15 protein-coding genes are annotated in these 16,412 nt (G+C 66.5%); 4 read left to right on the plus strand and 11 right to left on the minus strand.

What is annotated here, in order from left to right; genetic code table 11:
* Nucleotides 1-167: 167 nt before the first annotated feature.
* From ABB30_RS07915 to ABB30_RS07925, 3 genes are all read left to right on the plus strand, one after another.
* The gene (locus ABB30_RS07915) at nucleotides 168-890 is read left to right on the plus strand and encodes a response regulator (RefSeq protein ID WP_057637756.1); all 723 of its coding nucleotides are present in this window, start codon (nucleotides 168-170) and stop codon (nucleotides 888-890) included.
* Nucleotides 887-2,266, plus strand: a complete 1,380-nt coding sequence (locus ABB30_RS07920) for an ATP-binding protein (protein ID WP_057637757.1) — start codon at nucleotides 887-889, stop codon at nucleotides 2,264-2,266. The genes ABB30_RS07915 and ABB30_RS07920 overlap by 4 nt, the downstream gene beginning before the upstream one ends.
* A gap of 281 nt (nucleotides 2,267-2,547) precedes the next feature.
* Nucleotides 2,548-5,430, plus strand: a complete 2,883-nt coding sequence (locus tag ABB30_RS07925) for a ligand-binding sensor domain-containing diguanylate cyclase (RefSeq protein ID WP_245626453.1) — start codon at nucleotides 2,548-2,550, stop codon at nucleotides 5,428-5,430.
* A 90-nt stretch (nucleotides 5,431-5,520) separates the two neighbouring features.
* Here ABB30_RS07925 and rnt read toward each other — a convergent pair whose 3' ends face one another.
* The 8 genes from rnt to ABB30_RS07965 form a co-directional block, all read right to left on the minus strand.
* Nucleotides 5,521-6,171 carry a ribonuclease T gene (rnt, locus tag ABB30_RS07930; RefSeq protein WP_425477385.1) on the minus strand — a complete coding sequence of 217 codons (651 nt, stop codon included), beginning with the start codon at nucleotides 6,169-6,171 and terminating at the stop codon, nucleotides 5,521-5,523.
* Between the two features lie 76 nt (nucleotides 6,172-6,247).
* Nucleotides 6,248-6,961 (minus strand): phosphate signaling complex protein PhoU, encoded by a 714-nt coding sequence (gene phoU, locus ABB30_RS07935; RefSeq protein WP_057637760.1) that lies wholly within the window; start codon nucleotides 6,959-6,961, stop codon nucleotides 6,248-6,250.
* Between the two features lie 173 nt (nucleotides 6,962-7,134).
* Nucleotides 7,135-7,965: a phosphate ABC transporter ATP-binding protein PstB gene (gene pstB, locus ABB30_RS07940; RefSeq protein ID WP_057637761.1), complete on the minus strand. Its 831-nt coding sequence runs from the start codon at nucleotides 7,963-7,965 to the stop codon at nucleotides 7,135-7,137.
* A 17-nt stretch (nucleotides 7,966-7,982) separates the two neighbouring features.
* Nucleotides 7,983-8,840, minus strand: a complete 858-nt coding sequence (gene pstA, locus ABB30_RS07945) for a phosphate ABC transporter permease PstA (protein ID WP_057637762.1) — start codon at nucleotides 8,838-8,840, stop codon at nucleotides 7,983-7,985.
* Nucleotides 8,840-9,805, minus strand: a complete 966-nt coding sequence (gene pstC, locus ABB30_RS07950) for a phosphate ABC transporter permease subunit PstC (protein WP_057637763.1) — start codon at nucleotides 9,803-9,805, stop codon at nucleotides 8,840-8,842. The genes pstA and pstC overlap by 1 nt, the downstream gene beginning before the upstream one ends.
* 80 nt (nucleotides 9,806-9,885) lie before the next feature.
* Nucleotides 9,886-10,956 carry a phosphate ABC transporter substrate-binding protein PstS gene (pstS, locus tag ABB30_RS07955; RefSeq protein ID WP_057637764.1) on the minus strand — a complete coding sequence of 357 codons (1,071 nt, stop codon included), beginning with the start codon at nucleotides 10,954-10,956 and terminating at the stop codon, nucleotides 9,886-9,888.
* A gap of 164 nt (nucleotides 10,957-11,120) precedes the next feature.
* Nucleotides 11,121-12,146 (minus strand): phosphate ABC transporter substrate-binding protein PstS, encoded by a 1,026-nt coding sequence (gene pstS / locus ABB30_RS07960; RefSeq protein ID WP_083489763.1) that lies wholly within the window; start codon nucleotides 12,144-12,146, stop codon nucleotides 11,121-11,123.
* Nucleotides 12,147-12,320: 174 nt separating this feature from the next.
* The gene (locus ABB30_RS07965) at nucleotides 12,321-13,520 is read right to left on the minus strand and encodes an OprO/OprP family phosphate-selective porin (RefSeq protein WP_057637765.1); all 1,200 of its coding nucleotides are present in this window, start codon (nucleotides 13,518-13,520) and stop codon (nucleotides 12,321-12,323) included.
* Between the two features lie 140 nt (nucleotides 13,521-13,660).
* Between ABB30_RS07965 and ABB30_RS07970 the strand changes: the two genes are divergently transcribed.
* Nucleotides 13,661-14,512, plus strand: a complete 852-nt coding sequence (locus ABB30_RS07970) for a 2OG-Fe(II) oxygenase (protein ID WP_057637766.1) — start codon at nucleotides 13,661-13,663, stop codon at nucleotides 14,510-14,512.
* Nucleotides 14,513-14,550: 38 nt separating this feature from the next.
* Here ABB30_RS07970 and nth read toward each other — a convergent pair whose 3' ends face one another.
* Genes nth through ABB30_RS07985 form a run of 3 tightly spaced genes read right to left on the minus strand, consistent with a single transcriptional unit; the run spans nucleotide 14,551 to nucleotide 16,345 of the window.
* Entirely contained in the window at nucleotides 14,551-15,228 is a 678-nt protein-coding gene (nth, locus tag ABB30_RS07975; protein WP_057637767.1) for an endonuclease III, read from the minus strand.
* The gene (locus ABB30_RS07980) at nucleotides 15,228-15,566 is read right to left on the minus strand and encodes a hypothetical protein (protein WP_057637768.1); all 339 of its coding nucleotides are present in this window, start codon (nucleotides 15,564-15,566) and stop codon (nucleotides 15,228-15,230) included. Before ABB30_RS07980 ends, nth begins: the two co-directional genes overlap by 1 nt.
* Nucleotides 15,563-16,345, minus strand: coding sequence for an enoyl-CoA hydratase/isomerase family protein (locus ABB30_RS07985; RefSeq protein WP_057637769.1), 783 nt, complete (start codon nucleotides 16,343-16,345; stop codon nucleotides 15,563-15,565). Before ABB30_RS07985 ends, ABB30_RS07980 begins: the two co-directional genes overlap by 4 nt.
* Nucleotides 16,346-16,412: the final 67 nt, after the last annotated feature.

The following is a 16,412-nucleotide window of genomic DNA, read 5'->3' on the forward strand; positions in this document are numbered from 1 at the left end:
CGATGTGGCCAGTGTGCCAGCCCTGCCGGCGGCGGCAAGCCTTGCCGTGTATCGCGATGTGTCCACGGCCCAGGCCAATGTATCGCTATGTGTCTACAGGGGCTGTGGACAGGTTTTGCCACATCCCGGTACGTGCGCAACACGCCACAAGCAGCGATGATGGCCGCATGAGCCAGGACACCACGCCCCATCGCCTCCTGGTCGTCGATGACGACCTGGACATCCGTACCCTGCTGGCCGAACAGCTCGGCCGTGCCGGCTATCAGGTCTTCACTGCCGCCGATGGCGTGCAGATGCGCCAGCAGCTGCACAACGAGCGCATCGACCTGGTGGTGCTGGATCTGAACCTGCCGCGCGAGGACGGCCTGACCCTGTGCCGGGACCTGCGTGCGCACTCCAGCCTGCCGGTGATCATGCTCACCGCCCGGGCCGAGCCCATCGACCGCGTGCTGGGCCTGGAAATGGGGGCCGATGATTACCTGGCCAAGCCGTTCGAGCCGCGCGAACTGCTGGCACGCATCCGCAATGTATTGCGCCGCACCGAGGCCTTGCCGGTCAACCTGGAGCCGCCACCGCTGCGTCGGGCCGGTTTCGGTGACTGGTTGTTCGATCTGGAACAGCGCCATCTGGTGGCGGCCGATGGACGCGTGCTGATGCTCTCCGGTGCCGAGTTCCGCCTGCTCAAGGTGTTTGTCGAGCATGCCCAGCGGGTGCTGTCGCGCGAGCAGCTGGTGACCCTGTCCAGCGGCAAACCGTTCGATGCCCAGGAGCGGGCCATCGACCTGCAGGTCAGCCGCCTGCGCGCCAAGCTCGGTGATACCGGCGGCAGCCTGATCAAGACCGTGCGCAACGAAGGCTATGTGCTCTCGCTTGCCGTGACCAGCCAATGAGGCGTCTGCGCCAGTTCTTCGGCTCGATGGCCGGGCGCCTGTTCGTGATCCTGCTGCTGGGCATGGGCGGGTCGGCGATCGTGGTGGCGGCGCTGGCCAATGCCAGCCGGCAGCAGGAGTTCGAGCGCCAGCAACTGGTGCGCGCTGCTGACCGCCTGCAGGGCTTTGTGCAGCTGCTGGACAGCAACCCGGAGATCCGCGAACGCCTGCTGGCGGCCAGCACCGGGGTGCGGCGTGCCCCGGAACAGGTGCGGGTGGTGCGTCAGGACCAGGCGCTGATGGCCCTGTTGGCCCAGCGTAGTGGCCCCCTGGCCACGGCCCGGGTCGAGGTCGCCAGCTTCGGCACCTGCCTGGCCGAGCTGCGTGACCTGCTGCCGGACAATGATCGGCCCAGGCCGCCACGCATGCATCCGCGCGGTGGCCACAGTGGCGAGCCAGGTCCGCCGCGCTGCCGGGTGATCAGCGTTGACCTGTCCGATGGCACCCAGATGCGCCTGACCATGGAAAGCACCCCGGTGCTGCGTGACCGCCTGACCGCATCGGACCCTGCCTACATCGTGTTGCTGGTACTGGCCCTGGCCGGCCTGGCCTATGGGGTGGCGCGCATGGCCAGTGCACCGCTGCGCGGTCTGGCCGCCGCCGCCACCGGCCTGGGGCGTGATCTTGACCGCACCCCGATGGCCGAAACCGGGCCCAGCGAGGTGCGCCATGCCGCCCAGGCCTTCAATGCCATGCAGCAGCAGCTCAAGCATCACCTGGCCCAGCGCACGCAAATGCTGGCCGCCATCACCCATGACCTGCAGACCCCGCTGACCCGCTTGCGCCTGCGTCTTGAAAATGTCGATGACGAAGGCCTCAGGACCCGCCTGATCGCCGACCTGGCCGCGATGCAGGCCTTGATCCGCGAAGGCCTGGACCTGGCCCGCAGTGAACATGGCAGCGAGAAGCCGGTACCGCTGGAGCTGGACTCGCTGCTGGAAAGCCTGGTCGAGGATGCCGTGGAGGCCGGTGCGGACGTGACCTTCGAGGGGGGCTGCGGCCAGGTGCTGGCGCTGCGCCCGATGGCCATGCGCAGGCTGTTTTCCAACCTGATCGACAACGCACTCAAATATGGCGGATCGGCCCGGGTCCAGGCCCGGTTCGAGCAGGGCCGGGTCAGTGTGCATGTGCGCGATGCCGGCCCCGGGATTCCCGAGTCGGCGATGGACAGTGTGTTTGATCCGTTCGTCCGGCTGGAGGATTCGCGATCACGCGATACCGGCGGAGCAGGACTGGGCCTGGCCATTGCCAAGGCGCTGGCTGACCGGGACGGGGCGCAGCTGAGCCTGCACAACCACCCCGAAGGCGGGCTGGAAGCGGTTGTGCGTTGGGCCTGAGCTGCGGCACAAGGTGGGCATGGCCTGCCGGATATGCCTAAAATCAGCGCTTGTGAACGCGCGGGGTCAGAGGGATTGTGGTCAAGCCAGTACCTGATGGTCGAGCCTGTATGCAACGGGCCGGCGCGTGGCATCCAACGCTGGCCTGCATTTGCCTGCTGATCAGCCTGCTGGCGGCACCGCTGCTGCCGGCGCAGACACCACCTGCGCAGACGCAGCCAGCGGCAGACGGGTACGACGCCGGCTCGACGGCGGGCGCGATCCTGCCGGTGATCCGGCCAATGCGCGATTACGCGGTGGACATCTGGACCACCCGCGAAGGCTTGCCGCACAACTCGCTGCGCAAGATCGTGCAGACCCCCGATGGATTGATCTGGCTGGCGACCTGGGAAGGCCTGGTGCGCTACAACGGCCAGGAGTTCACCACCTTTGATCGTGGCAGCACCCCGGGCCTGCTCGACAATGCGGTCGGCTCGCTGCATGTGGACCGCCAGGGGTCGCTGTGGATCAGTGATTCCCGCGGCAACCTGAGCCGCTACGATACCCGCGGCCATTGGCAGCATTTCCCGCGCGAACTGCCCGCACCGGGCGTGCTGGTCCAGGCCATGGCCAGTGATGCACAGGGCCGGCTGTGGCTGCAGCACGAAGGCAAGGGCCTGGGCCATCTGGACCCGGGGGGGCGTTTCAACTTCACCCCGCCGCCGGATGACCTGTCGGTGCTGCTGACCTATCCGGGCCTGGTGGTGGACAGCATCGGCCAGGTCTGGATGGGCAGCATGGACGGCATCCTGCTGCGTGATGGCCAGGGCGTGCTGCAGCGTGCGCCGGCCAGTTTCGGCCTGCCACGGGCACCTTCCTGGCCTTACCTTGCACCGGACGGGGTGCTCTGGCTGGTGGTGGGCAACAGCCTGTACCGCATGCGCGATGGCAAGCCGGTGCTGCATTACAGCCTGGATGCGCAGACCTTCCTGACTTCGATGCTGATCGACAGCAAGGGCCTGATCTGGCTGGGTACCGAAAGCGATGGCCTGATGCGTCTGGGCCCGGGCGGGCTGGAACGCATGCCTGAAGGCAAGAAGCTGCCCGGCGGGCGCATCCTGAGCCTGTTCGAGGACAACGAAGGCAGCATCTGGGTGGGCGCCAACGGTGGCCTGTTCCGTCTGCGCGAGGCCTTGTTCACCAGTTACGGCATCAGTGACGGGCTCAGTGGCGACTACGTGCGCAGTGTGCTGGAAGACAGCCAGCGGCGGATCTGGATCGGCAGTGCCCAGGGCCTGGACCGGATGGACGCCGACGGCAGCATCCACAGCATCGACCTGGCCCGTGGCAACGAGAACGTGGTGTCGGTGCTGAGCCTGGCCGAGGGCCGCGACGGCACGATCTGGGTCGGTACGTTTGCCGATGGGGTGATCGGCATCGGCCGCGATGGCCGCCTGACCCGGTTTGACCAGGTCCAGCAGTTGTCTTCGGGCAATGTGCGCGCGCTGGTGGTGGATGCCAACAACTGGTTGTGGGTCGGCACCCAGGGCGGCCTGCTGCGCATCCGCGACGGCAAGGTGGAGCGTCCGGAAATCCACGGTCTGCCCAAGCAGGAACTGGTCACCGCCCTGGGCCAGCATGAAGGCCAGTTGTGGGTGGGCAGTACCGAAGGGGTGCGTATTGTCCATCCCGATCGGGTGGAGCGGGTGGAGCTGAGCCAGCTGGGCGGGGCACGCACCGTGCTGGGTCTGCAGAGCATCGGCAAGGCGATGTGGATCAGTACCGATCGCGGCCTGTACCGCTACCAGGACGGCAAGCTGGGCCATGTCGGGCTGGAGCAGGGGCTGCCGGTGGATGCGGTGTTCCAGCTCGTACCGGACCGCCTGGGCAATGTCTGGCTGTCTTCCAACCGGGGCGTGCTGCGCACCGACATGGTCAGCCTCAATGAGGTGGCCGATGGCCGGCGCTCCCAGCTGGACGGGGTGGAGCGCTATGCCGAGATTGACGGCATGAGCAATTCCCAGGCCAACGGCAGCAGCGGGCCGGGTTCGATGCTCGACCATCGCGGACGTTACTGGGTGGTCACCGCCGGTGGCCTGAGCGTGGTCGATCCGCAACACCTGCGCCAGCTGCGCGAGCGCCCCTCGCCGCGGCCGATGCTCGAACAGGTGCGGGTCAACGGCCAGCTGCAGGACTGGCGCAACAGCCGGGTGGAAGTACCGGGCGGGGCGCGGGTGTCGATCAGTTATGTCGGCCTGAGCTACCTGATCAGCGACCGGATCCGTTACCGCACCCGTCTGGTTGGCCTGGACGAGGAGTGGATCGAACGCGGGCGCCAGCGCAGCGTGGAATACATCAGCTTGCCGCCGGGGCGTTACACCCTGCAGGTGTCCTCGATGCATCCGGGCGGGCGCTGGAGCCTGCAGGTGGCCGAGCTGCACTTCACTGTTGCCCCGCTGTGGTGGCAGAGCCCGTGGGTGTGGTTCGGTGCGGTGCTGGCCCTGCTGTTGCTGTGGGCCGGCCTGTACCGCTACGGCGTCTACCGCTACAAGGCGCGCAGCCAGCGCCTGGCACGGCTGGTGGACCAACGCACCTATGACCTGCAGCTGCAGGCCGAAAGCCTGCTGGCCGCCAACCAGGAAAAGACCCGCCTGCTGGACCGCCTGCGCGAACAGTCCGAGGCCTTCCAGCGCCAGGCGCGTCAGGATGCGCTGACCGGACTGCCCAACCGCCGTGTGTTCGATGAGGCCCTGGCACGCGAGTTCTCCCGCCACCAGCGCAGTGGGCATCCCTTGTGCCTGGTGGTGCTGGATATTGATCACTTCAAGACGGTCAATGACCGTTTCAGCCACAGCGTCGGCGACCGTGTGCTGACCGAGGTCGGCAAGCTGCTGCAGCAGGCCTGTCGTGATGGTGACCTGCCGGCCCGTCTGGGCGGGGAGGAGTTTGCCTTGTTGCTGGATGACACCACCGCGGTGGAAGCCGAGCAGCTGTGCAGCCGCCTGCAGGCGCTGTTCCATGCCCGTCAGGACTGGGGCGGTGTGCAGGGCCTGAGCGTGACCTTCAGTGCCGGCCTGGTCCAGGCCCAGGCAGATGACAAGCAGGCCACCGACCTGTACCGGCGTGCCGACCACGCGCTGTACAGCGCCAAGAGCAGCGGGCGCGATGTGACTTGCGTGGAATGAGCCGGCGCGCTTGCACCGTTGCCCCGCCAGCATGAAAAAAGCAGGCCATCGGCCTGCTTTTTTCATTGCCTCACCTGTGCAACCAATGGGTCAGGCGTGATCCTGACGCGGCCACTGGTTGGCAATGTGGCAGAACAGTTCGGCGGTCTTTTCGGTGTCATACACCGCGCTGTGGGCGCAGCTGGCATCCCATTCGATGCCGGCTGCGGCCACCGAGCGGGCCAGCACCGTCTGGCCGAAGGCCACCCCGGCCAGGGTCACGGTGTCGAACACGCTGAAGGGGTGGAACGGGTTGCGCTTGTGGCCGCTGCGGGCCACCGCCGCATTGATGAAACCCAGGTCGAAATGGGCGTTGTGCCCAACCAGGATCGCGCGCTGGCAGTTGTGCTTCTTCAAGGCTGCGCGGATCGGCGCGAACACGTGTTCCAGCGCTTCCTTCTCGGCCTTGGCCAGACGGAACGGATGGTCCAGACGGATGCCGGTCACTTCCAGTGACTTGGGATCAATCTCGGTGCCTTCGGCCGGAATCACATGCGCGGCATGGGTATTGCCGGGGACCAGACGGCCGGCATCGTCCAGATCCAGCGGCACGGCGGCCAGTTCGAGCAGGGCGTGGCGGGTGCTGTCAAAACCGCCGGTCTCCACATCCACGACCACCGGCAGGTAGCCACGGAAACGGCGGGACATCGGCGCGAACGCAGGGGCCTGCGGCGCGCAATCAGTGGGAGTATCCATTGCCATAGCCTAACAGAGCCGTCACTGGCTGGGCCGCCGCAGCGCGCACCGGCACCGGCAGGCCGGTGCGTGGCGGGACAGCTCAATTGCCGCTGGTGCGGTCGGCCTTCTCGCGTGCCGGCAACGGGGTGTCACCGTGGACCAGGAACCACAGGTTCTCGGCAATGTTGGTGGCATGGTCGCCCACGCGCTCCAGGTTCTTGGCCATGAACAACAGGTGGGTGCAGGCGGTGATGTTGCGTGCATCCTCCATCATGTAGGTCAGCAGCTCGCGGAACAGGGCGGTGTACTGCGCATCCAGGCGGGCATCATCCTCGCGCATGGCCATGGCCGCATCCACATCGCGGGCCTCGTAGGCCTGGATGGCACGCAGCACCTGGCTGGCAGCCAGCTTGCCCACCGCGCGCAGGCCGGCGATCTGCGGCGGGGTGGGCTGGTGGGCCGGCGGCATCTGCGCCAGCACACGCGAGCGCTTGGCCACGTTGGCGGCATGGTCGCCGATGCGTTCGATTTCCGCCGGTACCCGCACCCCGACCAGGATCTCGCGCAGGTCGCGGGCCATCGGTCCACGCAGGGCCAGACGCATCACGTCATGGGCAATGGACTGCTCCAGGGCGTCGATCTCCACATCATTGGCAATGATGCGTTCGGCCGCGGCCGGGTCGAAACGTTCGATCACATCCATGGCCGATTCCAGCTGGGCCACGGCCATGCGGCCCATGCGGGAGATTTCGGCGGTCAGGCGCTGCAGTTCGTCATCGAAGCTCTTGACGATATGGTCGTTGGGCTGGGTCATGGCGTGCTCGTTGGTCTGATGGTTGAATGGCGCAGGGGGCGCATGCACTCGACGATGGGGGTTGCCATCCGTGGCGTAGCAGCCTCGGCTCCGGAACTGCCGGCCTGACCATCCATGGTCAGGCGTTCGCTACCGCGACCGATGCCGGCGGGGCATCGGTCAAACGCGGTATCTCATCCAAAGCGGCCGGTGATGTAGTCCTCGGTCTGCTGCTTGGACGGCTGGGAGAAGATCACTTCGGTGCGGTCATGCTCGATCAGGTCGCCCAGGTACATGAAGGCGGTGTAGTCGGACACACGGGCGGCCTGCTGCATGTTGTGGGTGACGATGACGATGGTGTAGTCCTTCTTCAGCTCTTCCACCAGCTGCTCGATGCGGCTGGTGGAGATCGGATCCAGCGCCGAGGTCGGCTCGTCCAGCAGCAGCACGTCCGGCTTCAATGCCACCGCGCGCGCAATGCACAGGCGCTGCTGCTGGCCGCCGGACAGGCCCAGCGCGCTCTGGCCCAGCTTGTCCTTGACCTCGTCCCACAATGCGCCCTGACGCAGGGCATGCTCGACGCGGTCGGCCATCTCGCCCTTGGAGAGCTTTTCATGATGGCGGATGCCGTAGGCCACGTTCTCGAAGATGGTCATCGGGAACGGCACCGGCTTCTGGAACACCATGCCCACCTTGGAGCGCAGGCGGCTCATCGGGTACTTGGGCGAGAGGATGTTCTCACCGTCCAGCAGCACCTGCCCGCGGGCTTCCAGCTTGGGGTACAGGTTGTAGATGCGGTTGAAGGTGCGCAGCAGGGTGGACTTGCCGCAGCCGGACGGGCCGATCAGCGCGGTGACGCGCTTTTCCGGCACTTCCAGGTTGATGTCCTTCAGGGCATGGAAGCCGTTGTAGTAGAAGTTCAGCTCACGCGCGGCCAGTTTGACCGGTGCGTCAGGCAGGACAATGCCGTTGCCGGTGGGGACGTTGATGCGCTGCATCGGCACACTGTGGGAAGTGGTGGTCATGGTGGGCTCGAGAGGATTCAATCGTTGGAGATGCGGTTGCGCAGCAGCAGGCCACGGGCGGTCAGGCTGATCAGCAGGACGAACAGGGTCAGCACCAGGGCGCCGGCCCAGGCCAGTACCTGCCAGGATTCATACGGGCTGCCGGCGAACTGGTTCATCACCACCGGCACCGAGGCCATCGGTGCGAACACATCGCTGTTCCAGTACTGGTTGCCGAAGGCGGTGAACAGCAGCGGCGCGGTCTCGCCGGAAATGCGGGCAAGCGACAGCAGGATGCCGGTGACGATGCCGGCGCTGGCGCTGCGGTAGAGCACCTGCACGGTGACCTTCCACTGCGGCACGCCCAGGGCCAGGGCCGCCTCGCGCATCTGCGTGGGTACCAGGCGCAACATTTCGTCGGTGGTACGGATCACCACCGGCAGCACGATGAAGGCCAGTGCCAGGGCGCCGGCAAAGGCCGAGAAGCGCCCGCCGGTCTGCATCACGTACAGGGTGTAGACGAACAGGCCCAGCACGATGGACGGAGCGGACATCAGGATGTCATTGACAAAGCGCACCACGGTGCCGGCCTTGCGTGCATTGCCGTACTCGGCCAGCCAGGTGCCGGCCAGCACACCCAGCGGGGTGCCCATGGCGATGGCCATGGCGCACATCACCGCCGAACCGAACAGCGCGTTGGCCAGGCCGCCTTCCACCATCGGTGCCGGGGTATTCTGGGTGAACAGTGCCCAGTTGATGCCGGGCAGGCCGCGGCTGGCCAGGGTCCACAGGATCCAGCCGAGGAAGAACAGGCCGAAGGTGGCGGTGGCCACGCCCAGACCGATGGCGATGCCATTGGTCAGCTTGCGGCGCAGGTAAATGGTGGCGGTGGACATCAGTTGCCCTCCTTGCGGGACAGGCGCATCAGCATCAGGCGGGCAATGGCCAGCACCACGAAGGTGACGATGAACAGCACAAAGCCGAGCAGCAGCAGGGCCGAGCGGTAGGTTTCGGTGGCTTCGCCGAAGTCATTGGCAATCAGCGCGGCAATGGTGGTGCCCGGTTCCAGCAGCGACGGGGTCAGGCGCACCGAATTGCCGATCACAAAGGCCACTGCCATGGTTTCACCCAGGGCGCGGCCCAGGCCCAGGAACACGCCGCCGATCACCGCCGAGCGGGTATATGGCAGCACGATGTCCCAGGTCACCTCCCAGCGGGTGGAACCCAGGGCGTAGGCCGATTCCTTCAGGCGCGTGGGCACGGTCAAAAACACCTCGCGCATCACCGAGGAGATGAAGGGAATGACCATGATCGCCAGCACGAAGCCGGCGGTGAGCATGCCGATGCCCAGCGGCGGGCCCTGGAACAGCTTGCCGATCAGCGGCAGGGTGCCCAGGTGGTCGTTGAGCACCGGGGTCACGTACTGGGTCATCACCGGCACCAGCACGAACAGGCCCCACATGCCGTAGATGATCGACGGAATGCCGGCCAGCAGTTCCACCGCGGTACCGACCGGTCCACGCAGCCAGCGCGGCGCCACTTCGGTGAGGAAGAAGGCGATGCCGAAGGACACCGGCACGGCAATCACCATCGCGATCAGCGCGGTGACCAGGGTGCCGTAGATCGGCGCCAGTGCACCGAACTTGTTCTCCACCGGGTTCCAGTCGGCCGAGGTGAAAAAGCTTAGGCCCTGGCTGGCCAGCGCATGCCGGCCGCCCCAGAGCATGGACAGTGCCGCGCACACCAGGGCCACCAGGACAAGGCCCACGGTGGCCATCAGGACCCAGCGGAAGAGGCGGTCATTGCGTGCGTCACGACGCTCGTTGGGCGTGGGCGCGGCGGTGAGGGTGGTGGAAGTCATCGGTCAATCAAGCCCGTTGTGTAACTGCGTGGGGAGGTGGCACAAGGACGGTGCCCGCGTTGGACGCGGGCACCTGGGGCTTACTTGGTGAACTCGCTGGCCCAGTAGGTCTCGATCTGGGCAACCAGTTCGGCCGGCAGCGGCACGTAGTGCAGTTCGTTGGCCTGGGCCTGGCCGTTGTGGAAGGCCCACTTGAAGAAGTCCAGCGCGGCCTGGTTGCGGGCCGCATCCTTGGGCTGCTTGCTCATCAACATGAAGTTGGTGGCGGTGATCGGCCAGGAGTTGGCGCCGGCGGCATTGGTGATGACCAGGTTGAAGTCGGCCGCGTTGGCCCAGTCGGCGCTGGCGGCAGCGGCGGCGAAGGTTTCCGCACTCGGCTGCACCCAGTTGCCGTCGGCGTTGCGCATGGAGGCATACGGCATGGCGTTCTGGGTGGCGTAGGCCAGCTCGACATAGCCGATGGCGCCGGCGATCTGCTTCACATACGAGGCAACGCCTTCGTTGCCCTTGCCGCCGACACCGGCCGGCCACTGCACCGAGGTGCCTTCGCCCACGCCGTCCTTCCAGCCGGTGCTGACCTTGGACAGGTAGTTGGTGAAGTTGAAGGTGGTGCCCGAACCGTCAGAGCGGTGGACCAGGGTGATCTTTTCGGCCGGCAGGCTCACGCCCGGGTTCAGTGCGGTCAGGGCGGCATCGTTCCAGTGGGTGATCTTGCCCAGGTAGATGTCAGCCAGGACTTCGCCGCTCAGGCGCAGCTGGCCCGGGGTCAGGCCCGGCAGGTTGACCACCGGCACCACGCCGCCGATCGCCGACGGGAACTGGCCCAGGTTGGCCGCGGCCAGCTCGTCGGACGGCAGTGGCTTGTCGGAGGAGCCGAAGTCCACGGTACCGGCCTTGATCTGGGCGATGCCGCCACCCGAACCGATGGACTGGTAATTGACCTTGGCACCGGTGGCGGTGTTGTAGTCGGCCGACCACTTGGACACCAGCGGGAAGATGAAGGAGGCGCCGGCGCCGGAGACTTCGGCGCTGATGCGCTCGCTGCTGCCGGCTGCATCGCCGGTGGCCGGCTGGGAGGCGCCGCCGCAAGCGGACAGGCCCAGGGCAATGGCCAGGGAGAGGGCTGCAAGGCCGGTGGTACGCAGTTTCATGCTTGGCTCCATAGAAACGTTGGGTCCGGCCGGGCCGGGTTGCGACTATGGAATGATGTTTTTGTTACAGCTTGATGACGCAGATGACAGGCCGTGGCCGGTCGATAAAAAAACGCCGCACAACAAGGGGTTGCGCGGCGTGGAGAGCTCAGTCTGGTTCAGTTTCAGTAGCTCAGGTTCTGGCTCCAGTAGGTCTGGATCTGGTCCACCAGCGGCTGCGGCAGCGGCACGTAGTCCAGCTGGCGGGCGGCCGCATCGCCATTGGCATAGACCCAACGCATGAAGGTCTGCGCCGCCTTGGCGCCGTCGGTCGAACGCGGCTGCTTGCGCATCAGGATGAAGTTGGTCGCGGTGATCGGCCAGGACTGCGCGCCCGGGGCATTGGTCATGACCAGGTGGAAGTCACGTGTGCTGGCCCAGTCGGCACTGGCGGCCGCGGCGGCAAAGCTGGCATCGGAGGGCTGCACGAACTGGCCGGCGGCATTTTTCATCTGGGTGTGGGCCAGGCGGTTCTGCAGTGCATAGGACAGCTCGACATAGCCGATGCCGCCGCGGATCTGCTTCACATAGGCGGCCACGCCCTCGTTGCCCTTGCCGCCGATGCCCACCGGCCAGCGCACCGTGGTGCCTTCGCCGACCTGGCTGCGCCAGGTGCTGTTGACCTTGGACAGGTAGTTGACGAAGTTGAAGGTGGTACCCGAGCCATCGGAGCGGTGGACCACGCTGATGCGCAGCGCCGGCAGGGCCAGGCCGGGATTGAGGGCGGCGATGGCCGGGTCATTCCAGTTGCTGATGCGGCCCAGGAAAATGTTGCCCAGGGTGGCGCCATCCAGCTTCAGTGCGCCCGGCGCCACCCCGGGCACGTTGACCACCGGCACCACGCCGCCGATCACCGACGGGAACTGGACCAGGCCGGCGGCGGCCAGTTCGGCCGGCGGCAGCGGGGCATCGGAGGAGCCGAAATCCACGGTGCCGGCCTTGATCTGGGCGATGCCGCCACCCGAGCCGATGGACTGGTAATTGACCCGCTTGCCGGTGGCGGCGTTGTAGTCGGCCGACCACTTGCTCATCACCGGGAAAATGAAGGATGCACCGGCACCGGTGACATCGTTGGCCAGGGCGCTGCCGGCAAGCGGGCAGCAGATCAACGCAAAGGCGGCAGCAAGCCGGCGGCTGACAGGGTTGGTCACGCAGGACTCCAAAAAAGGACAGGGTGGGAAGTGCTGCGGACATTGCACGCCACCGCGATGACGGTGATGCGGCAGGCCGGTGACAGGTCGATGACAGCGCGCAGGCGCTGCCCGGGGCAACAAAAAAGGCACGGCCCAGGGGCCGTGCCTTGTTGCACACCACGCAGTGGAGGCTTACCAGAAGAACTGCAGACGGGCCTGCACGCTGGACGGCTTGTCATCGACGAAGCCACCGGCGCTGCTGCTGTACTTGCTGCTGTCGGCCATGGCGTAGTTGAGCGAGGTACGGAAGTTGGAGCGCCAGTACCAGTTCACCCCGACCGTCCACACATCCATCTTGCCGCCCAGCACGCCGTCCACTACCGGGATCGCAGCGGCGGTGTTGACGCTGCCGTCGTTCAGGTCGATGTGGTCGAAGCGGGCTGCCAGCTGCCATTGGCCACTGGCCGGTTCGCTGGGCAGGCCGGTGGTGGGCACGCCGCCCTTGTAACCCCAGCTCTCGCCGGTCAGGTTCCACACGCCGCTGAGGTAATAACCGCTGCTGCTGTAATCGCCATGGTCGTAACGCTTGACCGAGGCATCAAAGTACTCGGCCTGCAGCTTCAGCGGGCCGTGCAGGTACATCAGTTCGGCACCGATGGTGCGCATGCGGTCGGTGTCACGCAGCTCGCCGCTGTCCACCAGGCGCACCGTGGCCAGGTCGGCATTGGGGCGGGCACGCAGGCGCAGGGTGTCGGCATCGGTGTCGTAATCGGCCCAGCTCAGGCCCAGGTGCAGGACCTGGCCCGATTCCATCAGCGGGGCGAAGGTGCCACGCAGCGCATAGCCACTGCCATGGGCCAGGTTGCGGGTCAGCTCGCGGCCAAAGGCCGAGCCGGTCAGCGACCAGTTGTCCTGGCCGGTGCCATAGGCCACGCCCAGGCGACGGCCCAGCGCGAAGGTGTTGGTCACCGTGGCCTTGGAGATGAAGTCGTTGTTCTTGGTGCTGGACAGCTCTTCCAGCGAGTTGGGCTGCTTGAACTGGCCGGCCTGCAGGAAGGTGGCGGCATTGCCGCCGAACTTGTAGCGCAGGTTGGTGTCCAGGAACTTGTCGGCCTTGGCGTCATAGCCGACCACCCAGTCGATGTTGCCCGGGCCCTTGCCCTTGAGGATCAGCTCGGCGCGGCGCAGCTCGAATTCGGAGTCATTGCCGTTGTTGCTGTTGCCGTTCAGATCGGCCACATCGTTGTGGAACCAGTTGCCATCGGCCTGGAGCAGGCCCTCGAAGGTGATTTCCGAGCCGGCGATGACATCAATGGCCACCTCGGCATGGGCAGCCGGGACATACAGCGCGGCCAGCAGGGCGGTGGTCAGAACGGTACGGGGCAGGTGCATGAAGATGGCCTTGCAGGCGGTTTGGTTGGGGGAAGGCTAGGGGCTGTGGATTGCACAATTGTGACAGGCGATGACAGCGGGCCCGGCCGCTGTTGGCCGCCGCCGGCGCGATGATTGCCTGATTCAGGCAAACTGTCACAATGAACAATGACGTCCTGTCCGATGAATTTTGCCAGTGGCTGGTCGCTACGGCGCAATCCGGTGCCGGCCCGGAACAGTTGATTGCCCCGTTGTTGCAGGCCGGCTGGAGCCAGCAGCGGGCCAGTGCCGCGGTGGATGCCGCATTGCGCCGCTATGTGGACGAGCATGCCCGGCGCAACGGCCTGCCCCTGCCGGTGGCCGTGCCCAGCCCGTTCGCCCTCAACGGCCCCTCCCAGGTCCAGGTCGATGGGCGCGCCATCAACGTGCTGGGCAGCAGCCTGCATCCGCGTGTGGTGTTGCTGGGCAACGTGCTCTCGGCCGAAGAATGCGCCGAGCTGATCGACACCGCGCGTGGCCGGCTCAAGCGCTCGGCCACCTTCAATGCGGTGACCGGTGAGAACGAGGCGCACCAGTCGCGTACCAGCGACGGCACCTACCTGCCCACCGCCTGCACTTCCTTGGTGGCCCGCATCGAGCAGCGTATCGCTGATCTGGCCGGCTGGCCGCTGGATCACGCCGAGCCACTGCAGGTGCTGCATTACGGCCCGGGTGCCGAATACAAGCCGCACTACGATTATTTCGACCCGGATGGCCCGGGGGCCGATGCGGCGCTGCGCCATGGCGGCCAGCGCGTGGCCACCCTGGTGACCTACCTCAACACGCCGCTGCGTGGCGGGGCCACCACCTTCCCCGATGCCGGGCTGGAGTTTGCCGCGGTGCAGGGCAATGCGGTGTTTTTCAGCTATGACCGCGCCCATCCCAGCACCAAGACCCTGCATGCCGGGGCACCGGTGATCGAAGGGGAGAAGTGGGTGCTGACCCGCTGGTTCCGCGAGCGTCGCTTCGGTTGAGCCGTGCGCGGCGTGGCAGAGGGTGACAAGGGCCCGCGTCAGTCGACGCGGGTCTTTTCCTTGAAGCGGCAGATGTCGGCAATCACGCAGCCGGCGCATTCGGGCTTGCGTGCCTTGCACACATAGCGCCCGTGCAGGATCAGCCAGTGGTGCGCATCGAGCAGGAACTCGGCAGGGATCACCTTGACCAGCTTGTCCTCGACCTCGCGCACGTTCTTGCCCGGGGCCAGACCGGTGCGGTTGGAGACGCGGAAGATGTGCGTGTCCACCGCCATGGCCAGCTGGCCGAAGGCGGTATTGAGCACCACGTTGGCGGTCTTGCGCCCGACCCCGGGCAGGGCTTCCAGTTCCTCGCGGGTCTGCGGCACCACGCTGTTGTGCTTTTCCACCAGGATCTTGCAGGCGGCAATCACATTGGCGGCCTTGGCGTTGTACAGGCCAATGGTGTTGATGTACTGCTTCAGCCCGTCCTCGCCCAGGTCCAGCATGGCCTGCGGCGTGTTGGCCACCGGGAACAGGCGGCGGGTGGCCTTGTTGACCCCCACATCGGTGGCCTGGGCCGACAGCGCCACGGCCACCAGCAGCTCGAACGGGCTGCTGTATTCCAGCTCGGTCTTGGGCTTGGGGTTGAGCTCGCGCAGGCGGCTGAACATCTCGGTGATCTGCGCGATGCTGAGCAGGGAGGCCTTGCCGGCGCGCTTGCTGACGGCCGCCATCACGAATGGCCCTGTGCGGCCTTGGCCTTGGCCCGGGCCAGGATCGCGGCCACATTGCCCGGCAGCGCCGCCGCAGCACCGGGGGCGGCCGGCGCCGGGGCGCGGCGGGCATCGCGCTCGGCAGCGATACGGCGCAGGCGCACGGCGCGTGCGCGGTAGCGCTCGCGGGCAGCCAGCGCCTGTGTCAGGCGCGCATGGGCAGCGCCCACCATGGCCTGCTGGCCGGCGTCATCGGCTGCGCCGGGGGTCCAGTGCAGCAGGCCGGCCTCGATGGCGGCGTCCAGGTTGTCGGCAGCCAGCCAAGCGGCCAGCTGCGCGGTGGAAACGGTATTGCTCACTGACCAACAAACTCCGGTTTGCGACGTTCAAGGAAGGCGCTGGTGCCTTCGCGCATGTCGGCGGTGGAGAACACCAGGCCGAACTGGGTGCTTTCAAATTCTAATGCCTGCGGCAGTGCGCATTCGCCACCGATCAGTACGCAATCCAGGATCGCACGCAGGGCCAGCGGGGCGGCGGTGGCCAGCTGCGCGGCCAGGGCCTGCACGCGTGCGTCCAGCGCATCGGCGGCGACCACTTCGTTGACGATGCCCAGGGCCAGGGCGCGCTCGGCGCTGATCGGGCTGCCCAGCAGGCACAGTTCCAGGGTGGCGGCGCGGCCGGCCAGGCGCAGCAGGCGCTGGCTGCCGCCAAAGCCGGGGATCAGGCCCAGGTTGATTTCCGGCTGGCCGAGCTTGGCACTGTCAGCGGCAATGCGCAGGTGGCAGGCCATGGCCAGCTCCAGGCCGCCGCCCAGGGCGAAACCGTTGACCTTGGCGATCACCGGTTTTCCCAGTGCTTCGATGCGGCGCATCAGCTGCTGGCCGAGCAGGGAGAAGTCGCGGCCCTGGACCGGGGTCAGCTGGTTCATCTGGCTGATGTCGGCACCGGCAACAAAGGCCTTGCTGCCGGCGCCGGTGAGCACCACCACGCGCACATCGTTATCGGCCTGGGCCTGGGCAAAGGCCGCATCCAGGGCCTGCAGTGTCTGCTGGTTCAACGCGTTGAGCTTGTCCGGGCGATTGACGGTGAGGGTGCAGATTCCGGCATCAACGGTGCAGCTGACCAGCGACAAATCCATGCGAAAACTCCTGACAGGCGTTAAAAAAATAGAAAGTTGGAAGGCATGCGGGAACTTGTGCCCGTAT

Source organism: Stenotrophomonas ginsengisoli (genome assembly GCF_001431485.1).
GTDB classification, from domain to species: domain Bacteria; phylum Pseudomonadota; class Gammaproteobacteria; order Xanthomonadales; family Xanthomonadaceae; genus Stenotrophomonas; species Stenotrophomonas ginsengisoli.

Excerpts from the sequence above, each read along its gene's own strand:
- ABB30_RS07965 (WP_057637765.1), bottom strand. The coding sequence starts at position 13,520 with ATGCACCTGCCCCGTACCGTTCTGACCACCGCCCTGCTGGCCGCGCTG.
- pstC (WP_057637763.1), bottom strand. The coding sequence starts at position 9,805 with ATGACTTCCACCACCCTCACCGCCGCGCCCACGCCCAACGAGCGTCGT.
- ABB30_RS07925 (WP_245626453.1), top strand. The coding sequence starts at position 2,548 with ATGCGCGATTACGCGGTGGACATCTGGACCACCCGCGAAGGCTTGCCG.
- pstA (WP_057637762.1), bottom strand. The coding sequence starts at position 8,840 with ATGTCCACCGCCACCATTTACCTGCGCCGCAAGCTGACCAATGGCATC.
- rnt (WP_425477385.1), bottom strand. The coding sequence starts at position 6,171 with ATGGCAATGGATACTCCCACTGATTGCGCGCCGCAGGCCCCTGCGTTC.
- pstS (WP_057637764.1), bottom strand. The coding sequence starts at position 10,956 with ATGAAACTGCGTACCACCGGCCTTGCAGCCCTCTCCCTGGCCATTGCC.
- ABB30_RS07915 (WP_057637756.1), top strand. The coding sequence starts at position 168 with ATGAGCCAGGACACCACGCCCCATCGCCTCCTGGTCGTCGATGACGAC.
- ABB30_RS07985 (WP_057637769.1), bottom strand. The coding sequence starts at position 16,345 with ATGGATTTGTCGCTGGTCAGCTGCACCGTTGATGCCGGAATCTGCACC.
- pstB (WP_057637761.1), bottom strand. The coding sequence starts at position 7,965 with ATGACCACCACTTCCCACAGTGTGCCGATGCAGCGCATCAACGTCCCC.
- nth (WP_057637767.1), bottom strand. The coding sequence starts at position 15,228 with ATGGCGGCCGTCAGCAAGCGCGCCGGCAAGGCCTCCCTGCTCAGCATC.
- ABB30_RS07970 (WP_057637766.1), top strand. The coding sequence starts at position 13,661 with ATGAACAATGACGTCCTGTCCGATGAATTTTGCCAGTGGCTGGTCGCT.
- ABB30_RS07920 (WP_057637757.1), top strand. The coding sequence starts at position 887 with ATGAGGCGTCTGCGCCAGTTCTTCGGCTCGATGGCCGGGCGCCTGTTC.
- phoU (WP_057637760.1), bottom strand. The coding sequence starts at position 6,961 with ATGACCCAGCCCAACGACCATATCGTCAAGAGCTTCGATGACGAACTG.